The organism is Gloeotrichia echinulata CP02 (assembly GCA_038087035.1).
GTDB classification, from domain to species: Bacteria; Cyanobacteriota; Cyanobacteriia; order Cyanobacteriales; family Nostocaceae; genus Gloeotrichia; species Gloeotrichia echinulata.
Map to the genome: position 1 here is coordinate 2284973 of CP051187.1, position 26704 is coordinate 2311676.

24 protein-coding genes and 1 pseudogene are annotated in these 26704 nt (G+C 40.1%); 10 read left to right on the forward strand and 15 right to left on the reverse strand.

Annotated features, from left to right (window positions below):
- The first annotated feature begins 27 nt into the window (after positions 1–27).
- On the forward strand, positions 28–780 hold the full coding sequence (locus HEQ19_09975; GenBank protein ID WYL99798.1) for a DUF928 domain-containing protein: 753 nt from the start codon (positions 28–30) through the stop codon (positions 778–780).
- A 95-nt stretch (positions 781–875) separates the two neighbouring features.
- Here HEQ19_09975 and HEQ19_09980 read toward each other — a convergent pair whose 3' ends face one another.
- A complete protein-coding gene (locus HEQ19_09980; GenBank protein WYL99799.1) occupies positions 876–3509 on the reverse strand; it encodes a CHAT domain-containing protein in 2634 nt (877 codons plus the stop codon).
- Positions 3461–5590, reverse strand: a complete 2130-nt coding sequence (locus HEQ19_09985) for a ShlB/FhaC/HecB family hemolysin secretion/activation protein (protein ID WYL99800.1) — start codon at positions 5588–5590, stop codon at positions 3461–3463. Before HEQ19_09985 ends, HEQ19_09980 begins: the two co-directional genes overlap by 49 nt.
- Before the next feature lie 757 nt (positions 5591–6347).
- Here HEQ19_09985 and HEQ19_09990 point away from each other — a divergent pair.
- On the forward strand, positions 6348–6614 hold the full coding sequence (locus HEQ19_09990) for a hypothetical protein (protein WYL99801.1): 267 nt from the start codon (positions 6348–6350) through the stop codon (positions 6612–6614).
- Positions 6615–6952: 338 nt separating this feature from the next.
- Positions 6953–8824, forward strand: a complete 1872-nt coding sequence (locus tag HEQ19_09995) for an MASE1 domain-containing protein (GenBank protein WYL99802.2) — start codon at positions 6953–6955, stop codon at positions 8822–8824.
- A gap of 272 nt (positions 8825–9096) precedes the next feature.
- Here HEQ19_09995 and HEQ19_10000 read toward each other — a convergent pair whose 3' ends face one another.
- Positions 9097–9816, reverse strand: a complete 720-nt coding sequence (locus tag HEQ19_10000; GenBank protein WYL99803.1) for a GDYXXLXY domain-containing protein — start codon at positions 9814–9816, stop codon at positions 9097–9099.
- A gap of 158 nt (positions 9817–9974) precedes the next feature.
- Complete coding sequence (locus HEQ19_10005; GenBank protein ID WYL99804.1) at positions 9975–11411, reverse strand: DUF2157 domain-containing protein; 1437 nt, start codon at positions 11409–11411, stop codon at positions 9975–9977.
- Between the two features lie 118 nt (positions 11412–11529).
- Between HEQ19_10005 and HEQ19_10010 the strand changes: the two genes are divergently transcribed.
- From HEQ19_10010 to HEQ19_10025, 4 genes are all read left to right on the forward strand, one after another.
- Entirely contained in the window at positions 11530–12480 is a 951-nt protein-coding gene (locus HEQ19_10010; protein ID WYM03337.1) for an RsmB/NOP family class I SAM-dependent RNA methyltransferase, read from the forward strand.
- 620 nt (positions 12481–13100) lie between these two features.
- Positions 13101–13841 (forward strand): rhomboid family intramembrane serine protease, encoded by a 741-nt coding sequence (locus HEQ19_10015; GenBank protein WYL99805.1) that lies wholly within the window; start codon positions 13101–13103, stop codon positions 13839–13841.
- Positions 13842–14127: 286 nt separating this feature from the next.
- Positions 14128–14454: an ATP-dependent Clp protease adapter ClpS gene (clpS, locus tag HEQ19_10020; protein ID WYL99806.1), complete on the forward strand. Its 327-nt coding sequence runs from the start codon at positions 14128–14130 to the stop codon at positions 14452–14454.
- Between the two features lie 5 nt (positions 14455–14459).
- Positions 14460–14753, forward strand: coding sequence for a DUF2103 domain-containing protein (locus HEQ19_10025; GenBank protein ID WYL99807.1), 294 nt, complete (start codon positions 14460–14462; stop codon positions 14751–14753).
- An 84-nt stretch (positions 14754–14837) separates the two neighbouring features.
- Here the strand turns inward: HEQ19_10025 and HEQ19_10030 are convergent, their stop codons facing one another.
- The gene (locus HEQ19_10030) at positions 14838–15158 is read right to left on the reverse strand and encodes a hypothetical protein (protein ID WYL99808.1); all 321 of its coding nucleotides are present in this window, start codon (positions 15156–15158) and stop codon (positions 14838–14840) included.
- 596 nt (positions 15159–15754) lie between these two features.
- Between HEQ19_10030 and HEQ19_10035 the strand changes: the two genes are divergently transcribed.
- A complete protein-coding gene (locus tag HEQ19_10035; protein WYL99809.1) occupies positions 15755–16843 on the forward strand; it encodes an aromatic ring-hydroxylating dioxygenase subunit alpha in 1089 nt (362 codons plus the stop codon).
- 5 nt (positions 16844–16848) lie between these two features.
- Here HEQ19_10035 and HEQ19_30830 read toward each other — a convergent pair whose 3' ends face one another.
- The 3 genes from HEQ19_30830 to HEQ19_10045 all read right to left on the reverse strand — a co-directional run bounded on the left by HEQ19_30830 (position 16849) and on the right by HEQ19_10045 (position 18556).
- Entirely contained in the window at positions 16849–17160 is a 312-nt protein-coding gene (locus tag HEQ19_30830) for a hypothetical protein (protein ID WZI67163.1), read from the reverse strand.
- Positions 17105–17365, reverse strand: coding sequence for a hypothetical protein (locus tag HEQ19_30835; GenBank protein ID WZI67164.1), 261 nt, complete (start codon positions 17363–17365; stop codon positions 17105–17107). Before HEQ19_30835 ends, HEQ19_30830 begins: the two co-directional genes overlap by 56 nt.
- A gap of 183 nt (positions 17366–17548) precedes the next feature.
- Positions 17549–18556: a cyanophycin synthetase gene (locus HEQ19_10045; protein ID WYL99810.1), complete on the reverse strand. Its 1008-nt coding sequence runs from the start codon at positions 18554–18556 to the stop codon at positions 17549–17551.
- 427 nt (positions 18557–18983) lie between these two features.
- Here HEQ19_10045 and HEQ19_10050 point away from each other — a divergent pair, with 427 nt between their 5' ends.
- Positions 18984–19217 (forward strand): hypothetical protein, encoded by a 234-nt coding sequence (locus tag HEQ19_10050; GenBank protein WYL99811.1) that lies wholly within the window; start codon positions 18984–18986, stop codon positions 19215–19217.
- A gap of 196 nt (positions 19218–19413) precedes the next feature.
- On the opposite strand, the gene HEQ19_10055 is transcribed toward HEQ19_10050, so the two are convergent.
- The 4 genes from HEQ19_10055 to ffh form a co-directional block, all read right to left on the reverse strand.
- Entirely contained in the window at positions 19414–20367 is a 954-nt protein-coding gene (locus HEQ19_10055; GenBank protein ID WYL99812.1) for a PhoH family protein, read from the reverse strand.
- Positions 20368–20653: 286 nt separating this feature from the next.
- On the reverse strand, positions 20654–21094 hold the full coding sequence (locus HEQ19_10060) for a KH domain-containing protein (protein ID WYL99813.1): 441 nt from the start codon (positions 21092–21094) through the stop codon (positions 20654–20656).
- The gene (gene rpsP / locus HEQ19_10065; GenBank protein WYL99814.1) at positions 21057–21317 is read right to left on the reverse strand and encodes a 30S ribosomal protein S16; all 261 of its coding nucleotides are present in this window, start codon (positions 21315–21317) and stop codon (positions 21057–21059) included. The genes HEQ19_10060 and rpsP overlap by 38 nt, the downstream gene beginning before the upstream one ends.
- 234 nt (positions 21318–21551) lie before the next feature.
- A complete protein-coding gene (ffh, locus tag HEQ19_10070; GenBank protein ID WYL99815.1) occupies positions 21552–23012 on the reverse strand; it encodes a signal recognition particle protein in 1461 nt (486 codons plus the stop codon).
- An 880-nt stretch (positions 23013–23892) separates the two neighbouring features.
- On the opposite strand from ffh, the gene HEQ19_10075 reads away from it, so the two are divergent.
- On the forward strand, positions 23893–24831 hold the full coding sequence (locus HEQ19_10075) for a phosphoribulokinase (protein ID WYL99816.1): 939 nt from the start codon (positions 23893–23895) through the stop codon (positions 24829–24831).
- 59 nt (positions 24832–24890) lie between these two features.
- Here the strand turns inward: HEQ19_10075 and HEQ19_10080 are convergent.
- The 3 genes and pseudogenes from HEQ19_10080 to HEQ19_10090 all read right to left on the reverse strand — a co-directional run bounded on the left by HEQ19_10080 (position 24891) and on the right by HEQ19_10090 (position 26698).
- Positions 24891–25562, reverse strand: a pseudogene (locus tag HEQ19_10080) (transposase).
- Positions 25525–26187, reverse strand: a complete 663-nt coding sequence (locus HEQ19_30840) for a hypothetical protein (protein ID WZI67165.1) — start codon at positions 26185–26187, stop codon at positions 25525–25527. Before HEQ19_30840 ends, HEQ19_10080 begins: the two are co-directional and overlap by 38 nt.
- Before the next feature lie 298 nt (positions 26188–26485).
- Positions 26486–26698 carry a hypothetical protein gene (locus HEQ19_10090; protein WYL99817.1) on the reverse strand — a complete coding sequence of 71 codons (213 nt, stop codon included), beginning with the start codon at positions 26696–26698 and terminating at the stop codon, positions 26486–26488.
- Positions 26699–26704: the final 6 nt, after the last annotated feature.

Sequence of the window (26704 nt, forward strand, 5' to 3'; positions counted from 1 at the left end):
TCAATAACTAATTTGAGGTGATGTGTAATGTTATACTTTCACAACTATTTAATAACATTTATTATCTTAGCTTTTACGAACGTCAATTTTTCGGTTCATTTTCAGCCAATCTATTTTACACAAACCATTAACAACTCTGATATAAACAAAGGATTGAGCTTCAAAGGGAGGAAGCACAAGGGTAAACAAAGTTCAGGAGGGTCACGTCCTGATTGTCCCGTGCCCAAGGATGAGAAACGTAAACTCACGGCTTTAATACCTACTTCTAACTGGGGAAAAACTACTCAAGGAAATCCAACATTATGGTTTTATGTACCATATTCACCTGACCAAATAAAATATGGAAATTTTGTATTACAAGATAAGAATGGAGAGCATGAACAACGTATTAAATTTAATTTGCCAAATACACCAGGCTTTGTAAGTTTCACTCTACCAAAAGAATTAGAGTTAAAAGAAGTAGGTCTTGAGCAGCAATGGTTTTTTGAACTCTATTGCGATCCCAATAAAAGTCCTGCTGATGTTCATGGATGGATTGAGAAAATTGAAGTTAGTAATACGCTTCAGACACTACTTGATAGTTCAGCAAATAAGTACAAAATCTATGAAGAAAATGGTATTTGGTATGACACGATAAGCGACTTATTTAGTTTAAAACCAAATCAATCGCCACCTGAACTAAATTTTTGGAAAGAACAATTACTCAAACGTGAAGATGTTAATTTAAATAATTTACCTCTAGAACCGTTAATTGGAGAAGTTTTATTGCAAAAACAATAGGTTTCTAAAAATAATATCTAAGCTTTTATCAAGTTTAAAACTATTACTTAAATCGAATTCATTAAAGCAGTCATATTCTGGCTTCCTTCATTAATTTACAACCAGTTCCCAACTAAAATAAAAGTTGCCCAATAACGTGGTATTTTCCATTCCTCATTAGACTCCCACAAAGATAATTGAGCTAGTCGTAATGCGTCCGCTCTACTAATTTCATTATTTTCTTTTATTTGTTTATAAAATTTAATCATAAGTTCGGGTGTAGCTTCTTCGTCTGCTTGCCAAAGAGAAGCTATAGTACTACGCGCTCCGGCTCTGATAGCTAAACCAGATAAACCTAGAGCTGCTCGTTTGTCTCCCGATGCTGTTTCACAAGCACTAAGAACAAGTAATTTAATGGCAGTTTTTCGATTTGTATTTATTTGAGATGTCCGAAGTAAGTTGTCTAGGTCTTTTACATAAAGAGTTTCAGGTACTAATGAATCATTCAAGGATTTTTTATTTGACGTTTTTCCTGAAAGTAGAATATAAGTTTTGTTTGGATCTGAACTAAACTCACCGTGCGTTGCAAGATGAATTATTGAGAATTTTCCTGTTTTTATTTTTGTTTCGAGATTTTCTTTTGTGAATTTATAATCTAATAACTCTTCACCCGATAATTGTGAAGACTTAATTCCGTCTAACTCTTGGCGAACGCCTTCTAAAGAGGTAAGTTTTTCTGGTTTAAAAGGATGTTGTACTTCAAGACTTAAACCACCTCTTAAGACATGAATATTCTTTGGTAATGGCTCTAATTCCAAAAGTTTTAAGCTAGGAGCCACGGCTACCGCAAATCTCTCTATTAAATAACGTTTTTTTTCACTATTATAAAGTACGGACATTGGAATGTTTTTGAATGAACCATCCAGCAAAAATACTAATTTCTTTATCTTGCTATCATTAAATTTAGCTTCAACATCAAGATATTCCTCAAAAGGTTTAATTAACCAGTTATATATCTGTTCCGAACTTTTTTGAACTTTACTTTCTTTACTGGGTATTTTTAAATCACCACGTAGAGTTTCTAAGGTTCCTTCTACTATTTGTGAAGAAATAGCCTCTTGGTGAAAATATATTTTGTTTTTATTTGAAACTGAATCAGTAATTGAAAGAGTTACAGCGAGTTGATTTTTCATAATTATGGGGACAATAGTAGGATATGTAGGATATATATTTTGTTTGTTATCAAGGATTATAACTTTGTTAGATAAACTACAACGTAAAAAATTTTCGAGTTCAGCTAGTTGAAGAGAGTCTACATAATTGATAGAATTAGGAACCTCTGAAATTTGACTGACTTCAATAGAATGAGTAAAACTATCAGCTACGTTTGGAAAATGACTGAGTAATATATCAACTAACTCTCGATACAAAGGCTCTACATTATCCCTAAAAGAAAACTGCACATCCGAATTAATCGCCAGCAAATCACCACGCACAGATTCAAGTGTCTTAACAGCAGCTTCATAACTAGCAATAGCCTCTTTTATTTTACCTTGCTGCTTCAACAAACGCCCCATCTGCCATTGCCACTGATATGCTATATTTGATGCTTCACTAGGTTGAGCGAGGTATAGCGCTTCTTCAGTGGCTTTTTGAGCTTTATTTAACTTACCTAAATATTCGTACATACCACCCAAATTACCAAGAACATAAGACTCAGCAGTTTTGCTATTTATTTTTATTTTTTTGGCTTCCTTTTGTAATTCTCTTAATAAAGATATAATTTTATCCCAATTAATTGTTGGGTTATCAGCAGGTTTATCTGGTTTTTCTGAAATTTGTTTAAGATAAGCTAGACTTTTAGCCAAATTAATTTGGGCATAAATAAATTTAAGTTTTAGATTTTCTGGGATTTCCGATATATTTGATTTTTGGGAATATATTTGAGATGATAGCTCTTGAGCTTCTCTAAATTGATTTCTTTCAATTAATAAGCTCAACAGATTAACTTGAACTATAAATCTAAAAATAGATGAAGAACTATAATCAATGGCTATTTGATAATTTTCTTGTGCCTTATTATAATCTTCTGTTGCTTCCTCAATTTCCTCTCGCTTAACATACTGCCAAGGCATATAATCATATACAGGAGATGACCTGCGATCGCGTTCCAAATTCCCCTTGGCTCTAAATGTATTAGCCAAGCTAAGATATATGACTGCTTGTTGTTCTGATGATAAATTTTTAGCCACTTTTAAACCTTTGTTTAAGGCTTCTTCTGATTTCTCTAAATCCCCGATCACACGCATAATTTCTCCGAAATAGAACCAAATAATTACTTGAGTATCGTTATTTTGAGCGTCAATCTTGTTTTTGATTTCTTGCCAATATTTTTGCTCTAAATCATCACAAGTTAATCCGGCATAAAAAGGAAGCACTGTAGCAATTAAAGTTTTACAAGCTGTATAATAGAGTCCTTCATTTTGTAATTTCTTAACTTCCTGGATTTGATTTTTTATATCCTGAAATCCAGACTTTTGCTTTTTACCAAAACTCTGAGCAATTTGACTTGCACCAGTCATTTGCGACAAAACAACCGGCATTCCTGCAGTTAAAATAAATATACCCAGCAGCATTACCACAACTAGGCGAGAGTATCCCCAGCCACGCCATAAAATTGTCAATATCCTAGATGTTAGCCTTAAAAAGGATTCCACTGAACGGAAAAGTAAAGACCATTTTCTTGCCATGTTCTACCTCTTGACTCTGCTGATATTAAAGGAATACCCCAATCAAAACGGGCAGTAAAATTATTACCTTGTCGCCACTGTAAGCCAAAACCTAAAGCTGCTAAAGAATTAGGACTGGGATTTGCATTACCAGAACTATTCCAACTTATACCGTAATCAACAAAAGGAATAACTTGTAAAACTGCTGTATTATTGAAAGCATATAAAACAGGTAATTCAACTTCACCTGTGACAAAAACTCCGTTGTCAGTTTGTAAAATATCTTGGCGATAGCCGCGTACACTCCCCAAACCTCCAAATGTTATCTGTTCAGCAGATGGAAGCGCTCGATCTGCTAATTGAACATTAGCACGTAATCTGAGTAATTTATATTTATCCTCACCCAGCAAATTTAACCATAATGCTTGTCCTAGCCAAGAAAAAAAGCGACTATCGGAAATGACTTCTTTCAGTCCGGGAATTTGTTCATTGATAGTAGAATCAAAAGCATGAAAACCAAAGTTAAATTGTGAGCGAAAAGCAATCACCCCTTGTGCATTTTGCTGACTCCAGTCCTGAAAAAACCTGAGTGCAAAAATGCGCGTCACTCCATTGTTATCAGCCCCTGCTGAAAGAGGAAAAGGAATATCTAATAAAGTTGTTTGACTTTCTCTCAAAGAAGCTGTCAACCCCAATGCTAATTCTGCAAAAGTTGATTGTGACGTTGAATTATTATTTTTTATCGTCATAATTTTGCGAGTGAGGGGCTGACGCAGAGTTAATTCATAAGAGCGAGATGATGATTTAATGTCTTCACCATTCCCATCTTTATTAATATCATTAAATGGAGGTTCAATCACCCGATTTTCACTATTGCTGTAGGTGAAACTGAGTGTCCCCTCACGAGGATTAAGCGGTAAAGTGTAACTGGCATCAAAGCTATTACTACCATCTGTATTAGTGTAACCAAAACTGAGGCGATCGCCTATCCCCAGAAAATTAGCTTCCCTGACAAATGCTCTACGTTCCAAACTACTCACACTGGGCGTGCGACCATTATCAATAGTCAGTGCAGTGCTGAAAGAATTTGCCTCTTGTATCTGAACTTCTAAAATACTTTCGCCCGGATTTATACCAGATGATAAGCGAGCAGTCACTGATTTAATTAGAGGGTTAATCTGCAGCAGTTGTAAGGCTTCTTGCAGTTTCTTAATATTTAACGGCTTTGATGCTGCAAGTGCCAAACGCGAGCGCACATACTCAGGATTCAGTTTAGTCGAAATTTCTGCCGGATTCTTTTTATTTGGGTCAAAGAATGTAACTTTTATATCTTTTAATTCCCCTTCTATAACTCGAATAATGACTGAACCTCTGCAAGTATTTTGGGTTTCAGTGGGAATATCAACAATTGCACCAGAGGTTGCATATTCTTCACCTTCTTTACCAGAGTAATGTTTTGCTATTTCCGAAGATATCGAAAGTAATTTTTCTAAAGAAATAGGCTGATTTAAGTAAGGTTGAGTAAGTTTTTTTAAATATTCGAGTGTCAGAGCCTGATTTCCCTTGAAAGGATATTTTCCATCCAAAAACTTAAATTCTGTAACAGTAATCTGATTCAAAATAGAACTATTTTCTTGACCTCCATCATTAGAGGTTTTAGGACATAAAGATTCTTGTTGTGTATTTTCTGGTGTAGGAGATTGTAAGTTTGCTGGTTGTGGTAAAGTAGAAGGAAACTTTTCGTCCCTTGGTTCCTGTGGCGGTCTCGGAATTTGAATAGCAGGGGTAGGAACTTGAGCAACATTGATGATTTGTGCATTTCCAAAATCAGCAGCGTCATGATGTTGACTGAAAATCACCTCTAATTGTCTTTTTTTGTTATTTAAGCCCTCACTCAAATCTCTTACTAGGGAGGAAGGCACAGATATTGGTTCTGCCAATTGCAGCGGAGCAAATGCTAGAGTTTTAGTAGCTGGTTGGAAAATAAAAAATGATTTTTTATGAGTGGGATTTGCTGAAACACTTTTGATATTTATAGTTAAGACAAATAAACTTAATTGCAACAAACACCAAATAAGATTAGGCCAATTAGCTGTTTGCATTTTTCCTTACTGAGGCATTAAGCACTCAGGGACTGACAAATAAAAAATATAGCGGTTCTCAATTGAATGCAATACAAAATTATATTGTCGCGTGTAGGGGCACGGCACTGCCGTGCCCTTACGAGTGTATTGGACTCAACCGAGAACCCCTATATCTCATCTACTGAGGATTTTATTATTGGTAGGTTAAAAAATATAGTTATTCTTTATACATTTCATCAAACGAAAAATCCGGGTTGAAAACGGCATATTTTGTTGTTTTTAGGACTTACGCAACTGGCATATTTTTTCTGTAGGGTGTGTGACGCTGGGAAAATATTTGAACGTAGTAATGAGACTTGTAGCGTCACGCACCAACCACCAATTGTGACGCTTGCGTAAGTCCTGGTTTTTTAGGACTTACGCACTGTACAAATTTGGCATGGTATGCTTTCACCAAAATACGTTGTTTCAGGCTTTGATTAATTATAGCGGTTCTCAATTGAATGCAATACAAAATTATATTGTCGCGTGTAGGGGCACGGCACTGCCGTGCCCTTACGAGTGTATTGGACTCAACCGAGAACCGCTATATTACTTTGATGGTAAACAGACCCGCGTTTTCGGGGTTTAGCAATGCTAAGGGTTTAGCAATGCTAAACCCCTACGACATCTCCGGTTTTCTGAATCTCATATTTTGTGTTTTTTGTCAATGCGTAAGTCCTAGCATTGACAAATTAGATAAATAATGCAGTGAGAGAAATATCGCTACGAACTTTTGTTGGTAACGAAAGTAGTTGTCTTGGTAACGAAAGTACTTGTCTTGGTAACGAAAGTAGTTGTCTTGGTAACGAAAGTAGTTGTCTTGGTAACGAAAGTACTTGTCTTGGTAACGAAAGTAGTTGTCTTGGTAACGAAAGTACTTGTCTTGGTAACGAAAGTACTTGTCTTGGTAACGAAAGTACTTGTCTTGGTAACGAAAGTAGTTGTCTTGGTAACGAAAGTAGTTGTCTTGGTAACGAAAGTACTTGTTTTCTTAACCTAGGTGCTTGTTTTCTTAACCTAGGTACTTGTTTTCTTAACCAATTGTGATGCACATAATAGCTAATTTGTAAAGTGCGTAAGTTCTAAATTACAGTATCTTCCTGTAAATAAATTACTTTTACACCGCAGAAGCCCAGAGGATTCTAACAAGATATCTGCTTGATATGTTTTTTTTGGTTTATTTTAGCGCGATTTCCGTAGTCATTGTTGATTATGATAGAAAAATGGGCAACCTTTTAGATATAACTGTTTCATATATCACCAAATATGGGTACGCACAAAGCGTTTGGCCTACCTGGCTTTGGGTCTTGTTTAGGGGCAAATCTGATAATTGCCTTGATGTACTCTAGTTTAGCTGAACTTTCGCGGCATCTTGCTTCTACTGCCAATGCTGTTACCCCTGTTTGGCCTTCTGATGGACTAGCCGTCGGCGTCACATTACTTTATGGTAATGGGATGCTACCTGGTGTATTTTTAGGGTCTTTTTTAGCAAATATTGCGGCATTTTGGAACCTAAATAGTTGGGTGACTTTGCTGATTTCAGTCTTGGCTGTTTTGGGAATCGCCGCAGGAACGACTCTGGGAACCTGGCTTGGCACATCTTTATTACGTCGAGCCACTCGACAACGCTACCCATTTAATCGGGTTGCTGACAGTATTAAATTTCTGATTTATGCTGGGTTAATCAGTCCGATTGTGAATGCAACTATAGGCGTGTCAATATTGGTTTTTGCCCAAAAAGTTCCCCAGTCCGCCTATCACAGTATTTGGCCTATCTGGTGGATTTCCAATGTTGCGGGTATCTTGATTCTGACTCCTGTTATTCTCAGTTGGAGCGACTGGATTCAATCCCAAAAATTCAGTTTCAATCCTAAATACTTCAATTTTTCTCACATCGTCAGATGGCTGATGGTGTGGAATATCAAGGGGATAGAGGCTTTAGTTTTAATTGGCTTTATCTTCTTAATTGGTAAGGCATCATTTTGGAACAATTACCCTTTAGCGTATATGCTGATTCCCTTATTAGTTTGGTCAGCATTTCGCTTTGGTCAACCGGGAACAACCCTGACCATGTTTCTGATTTCGGCGATCGCTATTTTAGGAACTGTGCGCGGATTGGGTACTTTTACCAAAGCCGACCTGAATCAATCATTAATAGCGTTGCAATCCTTCATTGCGGTGGTTGTGTTTACATCTCTAATTTTGGTCGCCGTTTTATCAGAACGAATGCAAGCGGAATTACAATTAAAGAAAGCATTTAGCGAATTACAGGTTTCTAACACGGCTTTAGCAAAACATAGTCAAGAATTGGCTGAAAATAACCACTGGCTTGAACAAACATTGCAAGAATTGGGAAGAACTCAAGCCCAAATGATCCAAGGTGAAAAAATGTCCGCATTGGGTAATTTGATAGCAGGTGTTGCCCATGAGATTAACAATCCCGTAGGATTTCTAGAGGGGAATATTCAACCTGCAATAGATTATATAAAAGACTTGCTCGGATTAGTTGATCTATATCAGAAACAATATCCTCAGAATAATGTCGTCATTCAAAATGAAATCGAAACTATAGATTTAGAATTTCTGCGCCAAGATTTACCCAAGTTAATCTATTCCATGAATGAAGGAGTTAATCGGATTAAAGCGATTAGCACTAGTCTTCGCACCTTCTCCCGTGCTGATAATGCTCGTCCCGTTCCCTTCAATCTTCATCAGGGCTTAGATAGTACGATTTTAATTCTCCAGCATCGACTCAGGGCAAATGAAAAACGCTCTGCCATTGACATTATTACCAATTATGGCGACATTCCCCCGGTTGAATGCTATGCTGGACAAATGAACCAGGTGTTTATGAACATTTTGGCAAATGCGATTGATGCTTTGGATGATTCTTGTGAGGGGCTAAGTTTTGAGGAGACCAAAAAAAATCCCCGACAAATTACGATAACTACTGGACTCTCGCATGATCAACAGTGCGTGGTGATTCGCTTAAAAGATAACGGTATAGGAATGTCGGAGGACGTGAAAGCGAAGATTTTTGACGCTTTGTTCACAACAAAAGGAGTCGGTAAAGGCACAGGTTTGGGATTAGCGATCGCCCATCAAATTGTGGTAGAAAAACACAATGCTTCACTGGAGGTAGACTCCGCCCTTGGTCAAGGTTCTGAATTTATCATCACCCTCCCGGTCAAGTTTCTGGCTGTCAATTGAGAATTTTTTCTAAATAGCCGTGATTACCGGCGCACACCAGGATATATGAAAAACCTCTGATTCCCCTCCATCTCGTGGTGGAGGGGCTAGTCCCGCGATTTCAAACTATTTGTTTAGCCGGATAAATTTTTAGATACCCCTAAATCCACACGATATGATACCAGCTGTAGGGGCACGGCATTGCCGTGCCCCTACGCGAAATCCACATGTGTCAGCGTTTTAGTGGTATTGTATAAGACTTTTAAAACACGCCCTAGGGGTGCGGTCTTCGTCTAAAACCGATAATTGCGATCGCGTACCCATAAACTAATAGGTACAGCATTACCTTGAGGATCAACTTTGACTTTGACTACTATCGGTTGTCTTTCTCCGTTGCGGCTTTCTAAATCACGGGAGATATCTTGACTAATCCGCTCGCGTTGCTGTTCTGGGATATAATATGTTTCGACGCCATAGGCGATGAAGCCATCCCGATACACACCTTTTAAGGCTACCTGATTGTTAGGTAGGTTTGTGGGGCGATCGCTACTCACTCGCACCGGGCGCCAAGCTTTTGGTACGCCACGGCTAAAGGTTTGTTGTTCTTGCAAAACCACATACAAATTGGTTCCTTGTGCCAATTGTCTGTTTCTCCCACGATTTTGCTCTAGTAATCGCTCCCAACCAGGAAGTTTTTTTAGTCTTTCGGGACGGGATATGTTATAATCAAGATTGAGCGAGTAATTTTGCACCACATCGTCAGGGTCTACAGCTGCACTTTGCAAAATGACTGTCTTACCTGCGATGTCTGTATACATAGCTTGCGTTGGTATCCCCATAATGATTGCTGTTTGAATTAACAGGGGAACCACTAGACGCCACAAAGGTAGGGGTTGATTTGCCTTTTGTTCAGTGGCAATTAGGTAATCTCGAAAAGTTAGGGTTTTAGAGAATTCTGCTTCGGGAGACAGGGTTTTATTGGATTTATTCGGTTCAGAAGAATTACTTTCCATGAGCGTAGTCCTAGGTGAGAGAATTGGGGAGGTCGGAAATAGGACTAACGCAGAGAGACACAATGCTTTTTGTTTCACGCAGAGGCGCAGAGTCGCAGAGGGTAAGAGGTTGCAATACTTAATTTTTGCATTTCGGATTCAATATCAGCAACTCCGTTTTATTTTTTGTTCCCAGAATTAGATGCTGGAGTTAGACGGCGTTCAAACCACAGACCAGCGCTAATTAAGGTAGCACCACACATGACAAATACTAGGGACTTGAACAGCAATTCAGTGTTGTACTCTAGCACGCGACTGATAATTTGCAGTGTTAATAATAGCATACCCCCCCAAAAGCAGCGGCGATCGTTTAACTTCAGTCCTTCTTGAATTAGTCCTCCAGCTAAGGTGGCTAACAGAACATTGAACACGAAAATTCCCAGTTCACCAATGCGGCTAATACCTTGATGCCAGAATAGAACTAAGGCGGTAATGCTAATGAAGCTGGAAATTAGCACAATCGTGAAAACTACTTCCCGACGGGGAGGATTGTTTCTTTGACGCAGTAGAAATAACCATTGTAGCACAGCCAAGCCGCTGAGAATCCCCAAATCGATGATGGGAATTGTTCTGAGGATATTGCTTTGGGTTGTTGGTGGAAAATAGCCATAATCTGGATATTGCCATTGCCAACGGAAGGATAAGATATAAAAGACAAAGCCGAAACACACCAGGGCTAAACTCCGAGCGAGGGGTTGAAACAACCGATAATTGATTGTGGGAAATAGCAGGTCATCATAACTCCACAATAATGCAGGTGGGAGTGCAAAGGCAAAAGAGGCTACCCACGGTGCGATATCAGCGTAAGTTAGGACTTGGAGGGGATTGAGGTTGAATTGTAAGGAGGTAGCAAAGGCGAAAGCTGCTAGTCCAAAAATCCAACGCGAACGACAAAAATAGGCTAAAGGTACAAACAGTAACCATGATAGTAAGGGCATATGTCGCACTACTAACCGTGCCCAAGACCATTCATTAGGAGTGTACCACCAGTCTCCTAATCCTGTCCAATAGCCAATCTGGATGAGGACTATCGCCAAAATTCCCAAGGAAGTTAAGGATAGACTATAAGCCATAATTAAAACACCAAATCCCCAAGCCAGAAACAGTTCGGTAGTTGAACCGCCAATATTGAAGATTTGGGACATGAGCAATATATTGACGCCTAAAATTAAAGCGCCTAAAATCAGCAATGCTTCTCCTAGTAGGCGTTTACTGCGCTGGGGTTTTTTACCTTCGGCTTTGCTGAGTGTCGGTTCTCTCCAGGTATAAAAACCAGTGATGGTAGTGGAAAGAAACAAACTGATCATCAAGATAAACTTGACTTCCCTTGACCAGGTTTGCCAGTTGGCGGCAACAAAGGTAATGACGCCTAGACATAATAGTATACCACCTACAGCAATCACAAGCATCACAAAGCGTTCCCGTGCAGCCGCTTCCAGGTTATTAAATTGATAACGGTCTGCTAGTTGTTGATACTGGGAAGAACTGATTAGTCCTTCATCTCGCCAAAGTTGTGCTTCTTTGCGTATTTTTCGCGGAAAATTATCTAAGAACATGACCATCTCCAGTGCAGTGGGATATAGCGATCGCAATTAGAATGGCGGTCATTATGTTTTCAGTATGAAGCCAAATCCTGGCACTGCATTGTTCCTCTATAACAGTTTTACTATTCATATGGAAGCACCTTCAAACTTATTAGTTAAACTCTCACGCCGTTTGTTTGAAAACCCTGATAATCAACAACAATTTATCGAGGCGTTAATTAATCCCCGTCCTTTTAATCCTTGTATTCTTTGGTGTCAACCAAAGCCTGATATTTCACCATTTCCAGTAGAAATACCAATTTCTTGGCAACCAAAATTTGTAGACCGTTTATACCTGGGAGAAAAACCAGGTAAACATCCTTTACATGAACAGGGATATTTCTATTGTTTAGATTTTTCTTCGGTATTTGCGGCGTCTACTTTGTTAACAATTCCTGAATCGATGCGCTTAGTTTTTGATATGTGTGGCGCACCAGGAGGAAAGAGTATTTTTGCTTGGACAGCTTTACAACCTGAGTTAATTATCAGTAATGAGGTAATTGGTAAACGTTTAGGGATGTTATTTTCTAATTTAAAACGTTGTGGGATTCGTCCTAGTTTTGTAGTTAATAAAGATTCTAGTATTTTTGCCGAAATGCTTCCGTTGTCTTGTAATTTAGTTATAGTAGATGCTCCTTGTACTGGGCAATCTTTGCTCGCTAAGAGCGAAAAAGCACCTGGATGTTTTCACCCAACCAATATTAATAAATGTGCCAATCGCCAAAAACGAATTATTGCTAATTCGGCGCAAATTGTTGCACCACAAGGCTATCTTGCCTATATGACTTGCGCCTATTCACCAGAAGAGAATGAGCAGGTTTGTGAATGGTTTTTGGCACGCTTTCCCTATTTTCAAGCGGTGCAAATTAGTCATTTACAGGAATATCAGTCCCATTTAACAAATATTCCTTGTTATCGCCTATTTCCCCAAGATAGGTTAGGTGCTGGTGGGTTCACGGTGTTATTTCAAAATATTGACCAGGGTGAGGGTAAGCAGGTAGATGAGGAGGTTTGGAATAGCTTGGGAGTCAGAAGAATTTAACGCACAGGAACGCAGCAGTATACACAGATGGACGCGAAATCAAAATTCTTGGTGTTATGCTGGGTTTGAATGTAAGGAGTAATGAGTAATGAGTAAGGAGTAAGGAGTAAGGAGTAATGAGTAATGAGTAAGGAGTAATGAGTAAGGAGTAAGGAGTAAGGAGTAAGGAGTAAGGAGTAAGGAGTAAGGAGTAAGGAGTAAGGAGTCATGAGTAATGAGTAATGAGTAAGGAGTAATGAGTAATGAGTAAGGAGTAATGAGTAAGGAGTAAGGAGTAAGGAGTCATGAAAGAATTATTAGGATATTAACAACTTCAATCAACAAGTTGAAAGAAAAATAAAAAATAATCCACTCATTACTTATTACTTATTACTTATTACTTATTACTTATTACTTATTACTTATTACTTATTACTTATTACTCATTACTCATTACTCATTACTTATTACTTATTACTCATTACTCATTACTCATTACTTATTACTTATTACTTATTACTTATTACTCATTACTCATTACTCCTTACTCATCCTACTCCGCTGTGTAAGTCCTAACTCATACATATCTTAGTCAAATAATCTGTGTTTTAAATACAAAAATAGATGCATTTACCCTGCTTATGATTCCTATTAGTGATAAAATGCGTATTCGCAATCAACCAATAATTACTAATTGGCTTATTGGTATTAATCTTGCTATTTTCTTATGGCAAATCCAACTAGAACTTAGTGATAAATTGGGCTATTTTGTCAATGATTGGGGTGTGATTCCAGCACAAATTAGTGCAGCAATTACAAATGCAATCTTCTTCAACCCAGCAGCTTGGATAGTTGTGTTTTGGCGTTCGCTTTCACTAGTTTTTGGGATGTTTCTACACGGTAGTTTTAGTCAAATATTAGGGAATATGATATTTTTGTGGGTTTTTGGTAAGACCTTAGAAAATGTCCTCGGATATAAACGCTATTTAGGATTTTACTTGGCTACTGGGGTGCTGACAGAGATAGTCCAAATTCTAGCAGAACCGAGTTTACCCGTACCGTTAATTGGAGCAAACGGGGCGATCGCATCTATTTTAGGCGCATACATCGTCAAATTTCCCCAAGCCAAAATTTATTCAGTTTTACCCTTAGTGTTAGTGTATATCCCTATGGAATTACCAGCTTCTTTCTATCTCTTGTGGTGGTTTATACAACAATTATTTTATGGTATTGGCAGTTTAAACATTCCCCCTGTGGGTGTAAATCAACCCAGCATAGCCTACTGGTCCCACGCTGCGGGATTATGTATCGGCGCCGGTTTTATGAAATTACTGCTACATAGTCAAAAGTCAAAGTTCAAGAGTCCAAAGTCAAAATATTAACCAACCCTTAACTGTTGACTCTAACAGGACTTACGCGGCGAGGCTATTCGTGGATATCGAGCATTGGGCATTGGGCATTGGTTAATTTTTCGGTCTCTATGCCCCATACCCAATCCAAACCCTTGATTTTTCGTAACTCATGCGTAATTCCTATTTAATCCACAAATTTACATTTTTGTCAATAAAATTTGCAAAATTAAAAAACCCAAAGCCGGACTCCTGAGTTTAGACTATAGACTAAACTAGTTATTTGTAGTGTTGTAAAACCCTGTTGGCTAACTGTTTTATGGTTACGAAATTTTTAGCAGCTGTTTACGGGATGGCCACAGCACCAACTGTTGCTCCTACACTGTCTAATCAGGTTACTCGCACGCCTTATCCAAATTACAAAGTGATTGTTTTGAATGATGATTTTAATACATTTCAACATGTGGCTGAGTGTTTAATGAAGTATATTCCGGGGATGACAAGCGATCGCGCTTGGGATCTGACCAATCAGATACACTATGAAGGTCAAGCGATCGTCTGGGTGGGTCCCCAAGAAACAGCGGAACTATATCACCAGCAACTGCGTCGAGCTGGGTTGACAATGGCTCCTTTAGAGGCGGCTTAATTATCATGGGTAAACCCACGGATGGTAGGCTAGTTTGGAATCACTCAACCCACATTTCCGGTCTCATCCCAATTTTAGAGCGTCTCTGTCAGCAGCATGGCATTCAAACCGTTACACCAGGGGTGATTGGACGGGCTAAAGGTCATTGTCCCAAAATGCAACTGCGTGTGTCTGTACCCATTCTGGGGGGTTATAAAGTCATCGCCCGACATGGTAAGACAGTGCAAGAAGTGTTTATCGTGACCATTTTGGAACAGGAACAACTCACAGATGCAATTGCGATCGCCATGAGAACTTAATCATTTTAGTCTGGTGTTTTACCAAGTAACCAAACTGATAACAGTTAACTGTTATCTGTTAATTGTTAACTGTTAATCGTTTAACTATTCCTCTACATGGTGTACGGCGAATCTGTGTAGTGGAAGACTCAGAATGCAAGAAAAAGTTAAAAAATATGACAAAGCAGTAGTTATTTTTAAAGTCATTAGTAGCGGTTCCCAGTTGGGTAACGCTATTTTCTCCATTCCATATGCAACGCAGTAAACTAGCCAGTAAGAAAAGCTCATTCTCAACAGAATCCGCTCTGTTTCTTCTCTATCTTCTGCTTGCTCTTTGCAGTCCCACAGTAACAACAGACCGACGATACAAGCGACAAAGGAAACAGCAACTACAAACCCGTGACAAAAAATATTTAGCGAATGCATTTGCGTTTATCCCGATCTTTTCCAATTGAGATTCAGTCTAAAGGAATATTCCTACGGCTTACACAAAATATTTACAAACTGCAATATAAAATTGGAAATCATGTAAACATTTGCAACAAATTTGTTATTTTTGCTAAATCATGATTTTTTTTCAGAAGACTTTACTTTGACAACGGTAAAATGATCCGGCGAGAAAACAGTCAACTATCGCCATCCTACTAAATAAGTTGTCAAATTAATCGTGAAGGCAGGCAAGAGGTAAGAGGTAGTTCCTTTTTCTTTACCAAACCTAAAATATATTTTACCGAAATTTGTGCAGCAAAACTGACACCCGTTATTTTAAATTTCTACGCATAACTTTCTCAAACACCTTGAAAGCAAGGATTTCATAATTCCCAATTACAAATTATGGTATCGAAAATGGGATGACCATGAAAAAAAGTGAATGCAGGTTGCAAATTCCTGGTGTTAGGAAATAGATAGAGTAACTGTCATTACATTTTTATGCCTGGTAAATAGGAACTATATATATATCAGTCCTATATGATTTGTGAAATCTCACATACAGGCTGTTGACTGCAATTTAAACCACAAAAATGAATGTTAACTCACAGACTGCTAACTCAAACCGTAAGCCGAAAACCTTCAATAACCTAGAGCGTTTTATTGAGGGTTGGTATTGGGCAATACCTTCTCATTCTCTACAAGTTGGTGAAGTAAAACCTGTCACTTTATTGGGGAGAGAATTAGTTATTTATCGCGCGCAAGACCGTAGATTAGTCACTTTTGACGCCTACTGTCCACATATGGGCGCTCACCTTGCAGAAGGTCAGGTTGAGGGTAATGGACTACGCTGTTTTTTCCACAAATGGAAATTTGATGGCGACGGTTTCTGCGTGAATATCCCCTGTTTGGATGAGCCGCTTCCCATGAAACTAAACACTTGGCCTACTGCTGAAAAGTATGGAATAATTTGGGTCTGGACTGGGGAATATCCACTACAACCCCTCCCATTTGTTCCCGAATTAGAAAAACAGGAATGTGATTATGCTTTGGTATCCGATTTTGTGGTGAATTGTCACCCTAATGTGGTCATGATTAATCCGATTGATGTTCAACACTTCAATACAGTTCACAAACTACCATTAGAATTTTTATTTGAAAAAGAGGAAATTAATCAGAATGCTATTATCTTCAGCAACACTACACGGAGTAATGAAGGTTTATTTTTCGTTAAACTCTTCCGTCGCTTCTACAAAAAGCCTGTAACCTATAGTGTTTGCTATTGGTACGGTAGTACTGGGACGGTGACAATTGGCCCTGATTTCTTGCATTTACACATTATGTTGACCCTACGTCTCCTCGAAGGAGGAAAAACAGAAGGTCAAATTCTGTTGATTATTAAGAAACGTAAAGGTATTTTTGGTGGGTTATACAATCGAATTTTGCTCAAACTGGCTCATATCGCAGGTAAATATTTTTTCAAGGGTGATACAAAGATTTTGCAGACGATTCAGTTTGATTTGAAAACTCCCATCAAGGCAGATCAAGCAATTATGCAGTTTATCAACCATTTGGAAAGACAGACAGCCGTGTGTTGGAGGACTTGGCAACAACCGCGATCGCGTGACACAGAAATCAAGGAGAATCGAATAGATAAATGGCAAGATGTGCTGAATGACTAAGTGAACTACCTACACCGATTTGGAGTACCAAATACGGTGTAGGCTTCTGGTACATTTCGCTCTTTTGCCAGAACTTCCTGCGAGGTACTATTAGTAGTAGAACCATCCACTACCGGATTCCCTTTACGGCGTTTTATTGTTGGGAACAGTCCCAGCCCAACGCGCTTTATATTGATAGCTGCATTAATATCCCTATCAACCAAAAGCGATTCTTTTTCGTCCCAGTAATTACGAATGTTGCAATCAGTGAAGATAAATTCATCACGATACGCAAGCAATTGAGATGTATATGCAGGTTTTACCGCTATTGTCCACATCCGGTGCTTTTTCAGCTATGTATTCTAGGATTGTGAAAAATTGTCCAAACGCCGCATCGTTCCAGGATTTATTTAATCCTGTTTTGGCTGATTGTCCGTTGGGTAAATATTTACCGTTTTCGTCTTGCTTGGCTTTATTTCTCTTAGATAAAGCTTTTAAATTTAAATCTTCGCTATCTGAGGACCATTGTGGGTAGGGGCGCAAGGCCTTGCGCCCCGAAAGATCATCAGACCTGAGAGTGTCAATTTTGAGTTCTGCTGTGATGAATTACCATACTCACAAAAAGAAGTGGCAAAGCCACTTCGTAATTCCCAGGTAGAACCTAAAAACGAGTATAACCATTATACAACAATAAAATCGTATAAACCAACACTAAATTACATGATCTCAGTACAATTTCCCATCTTGCTGATTTTCCAGCGCTTGGAGAAGTTTCAGATATATATTTTCTACTCTTTGAGTTTGAAGTTCACCAATTGCGGCGTAGTTAGATAAACCAGGAGCGCTATTTACTTCAATGATAGTATAGTTGATCATTGGCTTTGTTATATCACTGGTAATAATATCTACACCAGCTAATCTTAGCCCCATATCTTTGGTAATCTGAATTGCTAATTTTTGGAAATCAGGATGGATAGTTTCGCTAACATCTATAGCTTCGCCTCCACTCGATAAATTGGCATTATCTAAAAGATAGACAATATTATCTTGGGGAATAACACTATCAAACGTAAGCTTCTGTCTTTGCAATTTTTTTTTAATTCTAAAATCTTCAATATCGAACATTTTTCGACCGTTTTTGATCATGGTTCTTTGTTTCTGGTGCAAAAGTTCTAAAATAGTAGATTGATCATCCCCCACGATAAACAAGGGTATCCTTTGATAGGCTGCTATGACTTCTTGATCTAGCACCAAAACCCGATAATCGTTGCCAATATGGAATCTTTCGACGATAAATCCTAAGTTGATTCGCAAGATTTTCTTGGCAACTTGGTAGTATTCTTGCCTATTGTAAACCTTGGCAACTAATTTGCCTTGACTGAGATTCAATGGTTTGACAATTACAGGAAATCCGAGTTCTTTAGCATATAAAAATCCCTCATCTATATTTCTTAATGTCTGGATTTTTCGGCATAATTTATCATTAAAAAATGTTTTTCCATCAGGAACTTTATATCCAAATTTCTTGAGAAAAAAGCTAGAACAAGCTTTATCTTTGGCTATACCTGCAGAACCGAAGCCATTAATATTAAATTTAGTAAAACTAAAAAAACTATGGTTGCCATTTTTAAAAGAGATATATCCCACAGATTTACATTCCGGATCAACTACAACCACCGCTCCGATTTGTGCTGCGACTTTTTCAATGATTGATATGAGAAATGGTGTCTTCATTTGGCTCAAGTATAGTTTTAAACTTAAAGATTTTAGCTTGTTTACAAATAGAACAGTATCAATTTATTCACCACTTATACTAAATCTACTTCAGTAGGTCAAGACTAATCGCATAGGGGCAATATTTGCAATCGCTCCAGGTTTAGTGTTATGGTACATTTTTGTACTTGTCAATTAAGAAAAAGGGCACAATATATATTCAAGTGCTACGTGCTAAATTGTCAATCCTATACCTTTTGTCAAGTCTCCCAGGCTCATAGTTTACTGAAGATAACAAATGAACTAAAGCTACAACTTAAGACTAAGTATTGACAATATCAAAATAATGTATTAATAAGGTTGCATCAAGGTAGAAGAGGCGTTAGTGCATCCCCACCAAAAGACTTGCTAAAGCTCTTTACTCAACTCCCTATGGATAACCTAGATCATGCCACAAAATATTGAGTCTAATCCCACCGCACCAATTCAAACAGCCGCTTACAAAAAGCGTCTTAATGGTTGGGCCATCACCCGCTCCCTTCCCAATGCGGAAAGGGAGATTGTCGCTCGTTTCCGCAGTCGTTCTGATGCGGATGGTTATTTGCGTCATCTGCGCCAAGAGATACCGAACACTTCTTTCGAGGTGATTTTTGATTGTCAACGTGAAGAAATTGTCCTGTAAAGTTTTCGGCGATGTCTGGTGATATGTCATTCCCCTAAGTAGCCGTCATTCCCGGCGTACACTAGGACACATGAAAAAAACTTCTTATTCCCCTCCATCTCTTGGTGGAGGGGTTAGGGGTGGGTCTTATTTTCAAGTCAGTCCATGACGGGAAAATCCCACAACCAAACATGAATTTCTCTTGGACAGTCTGGTTCTAGCTTTCGTATTTTTCGTAAGCAGCGACAATGCGCTGAACTAAAGGATGACGCACGACATCTTTTTGAGAAAATTCACAAAAAGCAATACCTTCAACATTTTTTAAGATTTGTAAAGCCACACCTAAACCTGATTGTTGATTTACTGGGAGATCTGTTTGTGTCATGTCACCCGTAATCACCATCCGCGAACGGAAGCCTAAACGAGTCAAAACCATTTTGATTTGAGCTGGTGTAGTATTTTGAGCTTCATCAACAATAACAAAAGCATTATTCAGGGTGCGTCCCCGCATATAAGCCAGGGGTGCAACTTCTATTACACCGCGTTCTATCAAATTAGGAACTTTTTCAGGGTCGATAAATTCATTGATCGCATCGTAAAGAGGACGGAGATAAGGATTAACTTTTTGCTGTAAGTCTCCTGGTAAAAAGCCAAGTTTTTCCCCTGCTTCCACAGCCGGACGGGTTAAAATCAGTTTTTCAAACTGGTTAGCTAACAGTGCTTGAACAGCGACGACCACAGCGAGGAAAGTCTTACCAGTCCCAGCAGGTCCAGTACAGAAAGTGAGATCACGCCTGCGGAGTGCATCGATGTACTGTCGCTGGCGAAAAGTTTTGGCGCGAATTTCCTCACCCCGACGAGTTCTAGCCAAAACATCTCGCTGTAACTCTTGGAGTTCCCCCTCTCGATGGGTATCTAAGGCTTGACGAGCTGTTAAAATGTCGGCACTGGAAATAGTATTACCTTTAATCCAGATGTCTTCTAGCGATCGCACTAATCGCGACGCTATTTCAACTTGATTGTCGCTACCATAAATGTGTAATTCCTGACCGCGTAGCACCAAGGTAGCTCCTGTTTGCTGGGATAAGATTTTCAGATTTTCTTCCCCATCTCCAGCTAGAGCGATCGCACTGGTAATATTCGGCAGCTGAATTTTCCAGGCATCTACCATATTATTTCTTTATTATGCGAGCGTAAAACCCCACTCCTTGATGATACCGCTAGCGAATAGGGGGTAAGACCCATTATATGGCCTATGTGAGGACGATTGTGGATAGGGGCGCAAGGCCTTGCGCTCCAGAAGATCATCGGACAACGCCAAAAACCCTAATTTTCCCGTACTATGAGGGGTTAAACCCACCATTCGCGACTCAGTATCCTTCCAGGGGTGAGAGTATGTCAATATACCAAAATATCTGAGCGGTTGGAGTTACCTCCGCTCAGACTTGCTTTTGAGTTTAAACCGAGCGAGAGCGGGGTTTAGCAATAGGTCGAGGTCCGTTTCCACTTCTTTCTCTTGATTTTGGTGGCGGTAATCGCTCTTCCTGGTCTTCATCTAAAGACATACCTTCCCGACCAGGGGTAGTACTACCATAAATGTCCAGGTATACCGATTGTCCAGCAGCCTCTGCAGCTGCGGCAATTACCGTCCGAATCGCCTGAATATTGCGTCCTCCCCGACCAAACACTTTGCCTTTATCTGTGCTGTCAAAGGCTATGCGAATCCAAGCCCGCTGGAGGGTCTGTGAAATTTCACAATCGACACTTAAAGACTGGGGAGATTCTAAAAACGGCTGCACCAAAAACCTGACCAACCCATCGTAGTTGGGATTGGCTGTAGAAGATTTTGTGCTGAGACTATTATGATGCGGCTGTTGCACTGACCTGTTCAAAAACATTGGCTTTTACTAGGATGCGACGTACGGTGTCAGTGGGTTGAGCGCCTTGTTGCAGTCGCTTAACGATTCCAGGAACATCCAATCGCACTTCATCAGTTCTAGGGTTGTAGAATCCAAGCTCTTCTAGGGGACGACCGTCACGGCGAGATAGGCTATTTATAGCAATAATGCGATAACTTGCTTCCCGCTTTTTACCGTATCGCTTCAAGCGCAGTTTGATCATGGTTAAGGAATCATTCTCTTGTGGGACTGAAATGCTAATTTTAGCACTTGCATAGCATTAACTGCCATGAGTCAGTTGTCCAATGTCAAGAGTCAAATGTCCAATGTCAAGAGTCAAATGTCCAATGTCAAGAGTCAAATGTCCAATGTCCAGAGTCAAATGTCCAATGTCCAGAGTTGATAAAAAGGCTGTTGGTTGACCCTTGACCCTTGACCCTTGACCCTTGACCCTTGACTAAAGATTTCCAAACCCTTTTTTCTTTTTATCCTTCTTTTTCTTTTGTGTGCCGGCGCCGCCTGTGTAACCTCGCCATCCTGGGGCTGGGGGACGATTACCAGCGCCTGCAAAGGGGTTGCTCATACCACCGCCAAACATTCCTGGCATACCTGCTGGCATACGACCTTGACCCATTTGCTGCATGAGCGATCGCATTTTTTGGAAATCAGCTACTAGTTTACTGACATCTGGCTCTTTATAGCCAGCTCCCGCAGCTATCCGCCGTCGCCGACTGGGAGAACTGGCTAACAAATCTGGATCGCGCCGTTCCTGGACGGTCATGGAATTAATCATCGCTTCACAGCGCTTAAGCTGGGTTTCTCCCTGCTTGAGTTGGTCATCTGAGAGCTTGTTCATCCCTGGGATCATTTTGATAATCCCGCCCAGAGAACCCATGTTTTTCAATAGGCGCAGCTGTTTGACAAAATCTGTAAAATCAAACTTTGCTGACAGGATTTTCTCCTGCATTTTCTCAGCGTCTGCGAGGTCAAACTCTTCCTGGGCTTTTTCTACCAAGGTCAAGACATCGCCCATACCGAGAATTCGCGACGCCATCCGGTCAGGATAAAACGGTTGTAGTGCTTCGACTTTCTCGCCGACCCCGACAAACTTAATTGGTGCGCCAGAAATTTGGCGTACCGATAGCGCCGCCCCACCACGGCTATCACCATCCATTTTCGTCAGAATTGCCCCTGTAATCCCAATTTGGTCGTGGAAGGTGCGCGTCAGATTTGCCGCCTCTTGACCAGTCATCGAGTCCACGACTAACAGAGTTTCGTGGGGTTGAATTGTTTCTTTGATGCGGGCGAGTTCCGCCATCATGTCTTCGTCAATTTGTAGCCGACCAGCAGTATCAATAATTACTGTATTAACACCCTCAGCCTTAGCCCGTTCTACACCTTGCCGGGCGATTTCTACGGGGTTAGCGTCGCTTCCTAGCTCAAAGACAGGTACGTCAATTTGCTTACCTAGTGTTATCAGCTGATCAATAGCTGCTGGGCGATATACGTCTGTGGCTACCAACAAACAGCTGCGGTTTAATTTCCGCAGATGTAGAGCTAATTTAGCGCTAGCTGTAGTTTTACCGGTACCCTGCAACCCCGCCATCAGCACAACAGTGGTTTGTCCAGCCACTTCTTTTAGGGGAACATTTTCTTCCCCCATTACCTGCACTAGTTCATCGTAAACAATTTTGATAAACTGTTGGTCAGGTCGCACACCAGAGAGGACTTCGGCTCCCTGTGCCTTAGTTTCGACGCCGCTAATAAAATCTTTGACTACCTGGAGATTGACATCAGCTTCCAACAAAGCACGACGTACTTCCCGCAAAGCATCTTGGATGTTGGATTGGGAAATTTTATCCTGTCCCCGCAGTTTTTTCCAGGCGCCTTCTAAACGGTCAGATAAAGCATCAAACATAATTTAGTTACAGGTAGTGAGCCAGTGGTAATTTCCGGTAGTAGAATTTTAACTTTCTATTTATTAGCTTAATATAGGAATCCGGTTTGATTTTTGAAAGAATGGTGCGTGATGCCACTGCTGGTGTAAGCTGCGGACAATCAATACTTATCGCAGCCTCACGCACCCTAGGATTATTAATATGCCCCCAGAGTAGATCCTATTGAACAAAAGGCAAGGGAGCAGGGATCTCGAAGATCGGGAGAAGGAACAGAAAGGGATTCGACCCCAACTGTTGCGCCCAATCCCGCAGGGTACGAGAACCACTTAATAGAAGTGGGGGACTGTGACCCATGTTCCGCTCCGCAAACCGCAGGAGTCAGGGGTCATTTCCTCCCGCTAAGATCCCCCTGCAAAGAGCCTCTTCGTTGAACTGGAAAACCGAAGTGAAGCGATTTTAGGCAACATCGGCATATGTGTAGAGCTAGTCCTAAGCTGACAATTTTATAGACAAAGTTATACTTATGTTGACAAATATTGAGAAAAATCAAGATAATTAATTATTATTGGAAAAAATCAAATACTTGATATATAGTATCAAGATATTAAGTATTGGATAAGACTATTGCCGACGCGAAAACCAAGCTTTGATAGTGATAGTCTTTTGGAAAATCTTAAGCATTAGAAAGATCGCGTTGGGCTACAGCGTGTAAGTCTACTGAGGGATAACCGCTCCCATGCTCCCGTTGAAGTAGAAAGTAAAGTCTAGCTTTGTCTAGGTTTTATATAGCAGATATTGCATACAAACTACTTACTTGAGTTCTGTGTGAACTTCTCTTCTAAAATAAATGATCAAGATGATCATTTATCAGTAGACTGACTCTGATTGGGGGTATATAGGATGAGCCGTCCAATAATTCTGGGTATTGTCGGCGACAGTGCCGCTGGAAAAACAACACTAACTCGCGGGATTGCTCAGGTACTCGGACCAGAGAATGTCACGCTGATCTGTACAGATGATTACCACCGTTACGATCGCCAACAACGTGCGGAAATTGGGATTACTGCCCTTCACCCAGATTGCAATTATTTAGATATTATGCAGCAGCACCTCTCGCTGCTACGCACAGGACAGTCAATTCTCAAGCCAGTTTATAGCCACAAAACTGGCACATTCGAGCCGCCGCAGTACATTAAACCAAATAAATTCGTAATTATTGAGGGATTACTCGGTTATTCTACCCGCGCTGTTCGTGATGCCTACGATGTTAAAGTTTATCTTGCACCCCCTGAATCACTACGATCTCAGTGGAAAGTGAAACGGGATACACTAAAACGGGGTTATACGCCAGAACAAGTACTGGCAGAACTAGAAAAGCGTGAACCAGACTCAGAGCAGTTTATTAGACCGCAGCGACAATGGTCAGATATGGTTGTGAGTTTCTATCCTCCCGAAGGGGAGTCAGAGGAAACTAATGGACACTTAAATGTCCGTTTGGTACTGCGTCCCACAATTCCCCATCCAGATTTTACGCCGATTATCAAATCTACCAATGGCGATTCTCAGTCAGCAATCCGTCTCGGACTAGACCGGGATATGAGTAAACCCGTAGATGTCTTGGAAGTGGATGGTCATGCTACCTTAGAGCAGGTGAACAAGTTAGAGCATATTATCTGTTCTGATTTGCCGCATTTACAGAGTTTCTGCGATCGCGAAAGTAACCCAGAATTAGGCAAAATCGCCGGCACAACGGGAGAGACACTCCAGAGTTACCCCCTCGCTCTGACTCAGTTGATCATTACCTACCACATGCTTAAGGCAACACAAATATATCAGTAGACGTTGGTTCCACTCAGAACTTACGCGGCGAGGCTATTTATCGTTGATACTCCCCACGGCTATAAGCCGGGGGATTCTTGAAGAGTCCACAAACGGATCTTCAAAGGCGATATCAAAGCGCCGCTACTGATTCCACTGAGATTAAATCCCAGCTTTACCGCTACTTTTCTTAAAATATTTGCAGCCCCATTAGCATCGGCATTAATTTTTAAGCCGCTAGAAGCCTGATACAAACCACGACAAACTCTTTTACCGGACTCTTTCCACCCTTCTGGTTTGTCACCAAATACAGGCAGAAAATCGCCATCAATAAAAGAAGCCGAGTAAGTATAGGATTCTTCTGTTTCTACAAATTTGATGCCGTATTGTTCACACAATTGGGCAATACGGTTTTTCAATCTTGCAGTTGGTATCTGGACAAACTTCTGATTAGTTTTTGAACCCAGATTAATCTCTTGTTTCTGTGCTTTGTTCCAACCAAACACTACATTACCAATCTGGAATTCTATGCAATGATTAATAACAATTCTTGCGGCTTTGTTTACTGCATCCCTAACTTGCCTATTGCGCTTCTCGGTGATGCTAGCTAACTGTTTACTCCAGAATCCCTGTGGTTGATTCTCTTTGAGAACTGATACCCGTTTGTTGTACCACTGGTTCAGTGATTTTAAATGCAATCCGTCCACAATAAAGCTAGTATTTGCGTTGCTTACACAAGTTAGCCAATTGTGGGAGCAATGCGATTTTGTGAGGTGGGCAAGCAGGGGAGGCTCTTGAGGCTCTTGAGGCAGGGGAGGAGAAAGAACTTAAGTGTGTTTTGAAATATTTATAGTAGCAAAGGTTACTAAATCCTCTCTTTACTCCCCCTGCTCCCCCTGCTCCCCCTGCTCCCCCTGCTCCAAAAAGCGATGATCTAACATTTTCGCGTTGCTCCCGCCAATTGTTTAGTCCTGGGTCTATGCCTAGCACTTTTTGAAAGTCTAATTCTACTTTTATTTCCTCAACTGAATAAACAAACTCAGCATAAAAACATCCGTTGCGAGGTAGAATGTGAATCTCCCTTAATAGTGAATATCTTAAATTTGAGGGCATCGGTAAATAGAATGCATCTATGCCAAACCACGCCTTAACTTTACTGCCTAGAGTCAAGCGCAATTGCCCGTTTTTTAACTTGACATCCGCACGAGGGAAAGTAACTAACTTGAGAGCATTTTTCTTGTAAGTAGGTAGCTTTGGGCGTTGTTCGACAGTTCCATTTTTAAAGCCTTTAACCAATCCAATAAACGACCGAAACGACTCAAACACAGTTGTTAAAGTTTGTTGTGCAACATGGGAATAAAGAGCTTGAAAATGCACGTTAGACTTCAATAGACGATGTAACTCAGACTGGCTCGGTATCTTGCCAGTTTTAAAGAATAACTGGCGAGAATAATATATTCCGCAATTAGCAAGTTTGTTTGATTGTTCGCAGATAAACTCTAAGATGGCTCTCAATTCTTTGTCTGGACTAATTAAAACTTGTTGGCAACCATAATTAGACATTCTTTGTTATTTGATTTATATTTTTGGTTCATTGTGTAATTATACCGATTCGGGCCAAATAACAAAGTAAAGATTATATAAAGTCATCCTACTATATATCTTTTCAATGCGGCTAAAGCCGCACCCGACTTATCCCCATGTCTAAAGCCAGGGGCTTGCGTCTCGCTTTTTGGTCATTGGGCATTGGGCATTGGTTAATTTTTCCTGCCCTATAGCCTATGCTCAAAGCAAACCATTGGTTTTTTGTTACTGATGCGTAAGTTATACCACTGACAAATGACAACTGACAAATGACAAATGACAACTGACAAATGACAACTGACAATTGACA